At 70.7% G+C, this 3,632-nt stretch carries 3 protein-coding genes; all 3 read left to right on the top strand.

Annotation, left to right across the window (positions count from 1 at the left end):
• The first annotated feature begins 174 nt into the window (after positions 1-174).
• Positions 175-1,695, top strand: coding sequence for a sugar ABC transporter ATP-binding protein (locus VIB55_RS24850; RefSeq protein WP_331879386.1), 1,521 nt, complete (start codon positions 175-177; stop codon positions 1,693-1,695).
• 1 nt (position 1,696) lies between these two features.
• Positions 1,697-2,668, top strand: a complete 972-nt coding sequence (locus VIB55_RS24845) for an ABC transporter permease (protein WP_331879385.1) — start codon at positions 1,697-1,699, stop codon at positions 2,666-2,668.
• On the top strand, positions 2,668-3,632 hold a 965-nt coding region (locus tag VIB55_RS24840; protein WP_331879384.1), incomplete at its 3' end, for an ABC transporter permease. The genes VIB55_RS24845 and VIB55_RS24840, both read left to right, overlap by 1 nt.

Raw genomic sequence — 3,632 nt, 5'->3', positions numbered from 1 at the left:
GCGAAGGTGTGAGAGTGCGAACGTAACTGCATTCGCGCTCTCCGCCCGGCCACTTTCGCACTCTCGCACTCTCGCACTTTCGCACTTCCCCCCGCAGCCCCGCACCGCATGACGAACCCGGCCCCCGCGCCTCCGCCCTCCGTCGCTCCGGGCTCCGCACCGGAAATCCTCCGCATGGAGGGCATCGTCAAACGCTTCGCCGGCGCCACGGCGCTCGACGGCGTGAACTTCACCCTGCGCGCGGGCGAGGTGCACGCGCTCGTGGGCGAGAACGGCGCGGGCAAGAGCACGCTCATCAAGATCATGACTGGCGCGTACCGCCGGGACGGCGGGCAGATGTGGCTGGAGGGGCAGCCGGTGGACTTCACCACCCCCGCTGCCGCGCAAGCCGCCGGTGTGATCGCCGTGCACCAGGAAATCCACCTCCTCAGCTTCCGCACCGTGGCCGAGAACGTGTACCTGGGCCGCGAGCCGCGCCGCTGGGGGCTGGTGGACTGGGGCCGGATGAACACTGAGACCGGCGCGCTGCTCCAGCGGCTGGGGCTGGCGATCGATCCGGGAGCCACGCTGGGCGCGCTGAGCACCGCGGAGCAGCAGATGGTGGCCATCGCCCGCGGTGTCTCGCTCGGCGCCAAGGTCCTCGTCCTCGACGAGCCCACCAGCTCGCTGGCGGAGCGCGAGGTATCCATCCTGTACGACCTGATCCGCCAGCTGCAGGCGCAGGGCACCGCTATCGTCTACATCAGCCACCGCTTCGACGAGCTGTACACCGTCTGCGACCGGGTCACCGTGCTGCGCGACGGCAAGCTGGTGGGCACCCATCGCGTGGCCGACCTGGAGCGGCTGGACCTCGTCTGCCTGATGCTGGGCAAACAGCGCGACGAACTCCGGCAGGGCACCACCGGGTTCGGCGCCAACCAGGCCGAGGCCGAGGGCACCGCGCCCCTGCTGCGCACCGAGGGGCTGCGCCGCGGGCAGAAGCTGCGCGGCGTGACGCTGGACGTGAGGAAGGGAGAGATCCTGGGGGTGGCCGGGCTGCTGGGATCGGGGCGGACGGAGACGGCGCGCGCCATCTTCGGCGCCGACCCGGCGGAGGACGGCACCATCCAGCTGGATGGAAAGCGCCTCGCTCCGCGGACCCCGGACGATGCCATCCACGCGGGGATCGCCTTCGTTTCCGAGGATCGGAAGGGCGAGGGGATCATCCCCGAACTCTCCGTTCGCGAGAACCTGACGCTCGCCGCGCTGCCGACGCTCACGCGGATGGGCATCGTGGACCGGGCGAAGCAGCGCGAGGTGGTCGACCGGTTCATGAAGCGGCTGGGCGTCAAGGCAACGAGCGCCGATCAGAAGATCCGCGAGCTGTCGGGCGGCAACCAGCAGAAGGTGCTCCTGGCCCGCTGGCTGTGCATGAACCCGGCGCTGCTGATTTTGGACGAGCCCACGCGCGGCATCGACATCGGCGCCAAGGGCGAGATCCAGGCGCTGATCAACGAGCTGGCCGGCACGGGACTCGGGGTGCTGATGATCTCGTCGGAACTGGAGGAGCTGGTGGAGGGGAGCTCGCGGGTGGTGGTGCTGCGCGATGGCCAGAACGTGGCCGAGCTGCGCGGCGACGACATCTCGCAGCAGTCGATCATCCACGCGATGGCCGAGGGAAGCGCCGTGTCGGCCTCCGCGGCCCTGGAGGCCTGAGATGGAAGCAACTGCAGCGGTCCCGCGGGGCGCGGGGCTGGCCGGCCGGGGATGGGAGGCGCTGGGCGCCACCGGGGGCGCCGTGCTCGCGCTCGTCGTGCTGGTGATCGCCAACGCCCTCTTCACGCCCAACTTCGCCACGGTCGGCAACTTCTGGAACATCCTGTTCCAGCTCGCCGTCACCCTCCTGGTCGCGGTCGGGATGACGCTGGTGATCGCCACCGGCGGCATCGACCTGTCCGTGGGCTCGGTGATGGCCATCGCCGCGGCGGTCGCGGCGGTGACGCTGGATTCCGGGCTCCTCGTCGCCATCCCCGCGGCGCTGCTGGCCGCGATGGCGGTGGGACTGCTGAACGGCGCCTTCGTCTCGTACTTCAAGGTGCAGGCGATCGTCGTCACGCTCGCGACGCTGCTGGCCGGACGCGGGCTGGCGCAGGTAATCAACCGCGACGGCGCGCTCATCGCCATCAACGATCCCGGGTTCCTGTCGCTTGGCCGTGGCCACCTGGGCCCGGTGCCCGTGCAGGTGCTGATCGCCACCGTGGTCGTCGGCCTGGCCGTATTCGTCCTCCGCTCCACGCCTTTCGGGCGCTACGTGTTGGCGGCCGGTGGGAATCCCGCGGCGGCGCGCCTGGCCGGCGTTCCCGTCAACCGCACCGTTGTCTCCGTCTACGTGATCAGCGGGCTTTTGGCGGGAATGGCGGGGCTGATCGAGGCCTCGCGCCTGGGGGCGAGCGCGGCCGCGAAGATCGGGCAGAACGTGGAGCTGGATGCCATCGCCGCCGTGGTGGTGGGCGGAACGCTGCTCAGCGGCGGGCGCGCCACCATCATGGGCACCGTCGTGGGCGCGCTGATCATGCAGGTGATCGCCACCAGCTTCAACATGCTGCTGGTTCCCTACGCGTGGGCGCTGGCCTTCAAGGCGCTCATCATCTTCTTCGCCGTCTACCTCCAACGCCCGAGGCGGGTCTAGTGGAACATCAGGGGCAGATGGGCGGCGCCGCCCTCGACGTGCGCCTCGCGGAGCCCGGCGCCACGCCGCCGGGCGCGGGAAGCGGAGTGCCCGCGCGCCCGGTGCCGGCGCTGCGCGCACGGGCCGCGTCGCTGCTGCAGCGCCAGGGCGCCGTGGTGGCGCTGATCGTGGTGTGCCTGTTCGGCGCCATCCGCTACGCGCCCTTCGCCACGCCGGAGAACCTGCTGAACGTGCTGCGCCAGAACAGCATGCTCGGCATGGTGGCGCTGGGAATGACGATGGTGATCCTCACCGGCGGCATCGATCTGTCCGTCGGCTCGGTGCTGGCGCTGGCGGGAATCGTGGCCGCCGTCCTTTCGCCGCAGGGCACGCTCGTCGCCGTCGCGGGGGGACTGGCGGCCGGGGCGGTGCTGGGGACAATCAACGGCGTGCTCATCACCAAGGCGCGCATCCAGCCCTTCATCGTCACCCTGGCAATGATGATCGCGGCGCGCGGAGTGGCGCTGGGCGTGACGGAGGAGAACTCGGTGCGAGTGGACCGGGCCGCGCAGGGCTTCATGTGGCTGGGCCGCGGACGGATGATGGGAATCCCCGTTCCCGTGGTCATGACGGCGCTGGCGTTCCTGATCGGCTGGGTGGTGCTTCGCTACACGCGCTTCGGGCGCTACGTGTACGCCGCGGGCGACCACCAGGATGCCGCGCGGCTGCTGGGCCTGCAGGTGGACCGCGTGCTGATCGCCACGTACGCCATCAGCGGTGTGCTGGCGGCGATGGCGGGAATCGTCCTCGCCGGGCGACTCGGGGCGGGGCAGCCCGTGGCGGGTACGGGGTGGGAGCTGGACGCCATCGCCGCCGTCGTCGTGGGCGGAACGCTGCTTTCCGGCGGGCAGGGCGGGGTGGGGTCCACCGTCGTGGGCGTGCTGCTGCTGGGGGTGATCTTCAACCTGTTCAACCTGGAAGGCAC

It is taken from the genome of Longimicrobium sp. (assembly GCF_036554565.1).
Classification (GTDB): domain Bacteria; phylum Gemmatimonadota; class Gemmatimonadetes; order Longimicrobiales; family Longimicrobiaceae; genus Longimicrobium.
Note: the sequence above shows the minus strand (reverse complement) of the source record. Positions and strands in the feature narration are given on the sequence as shown.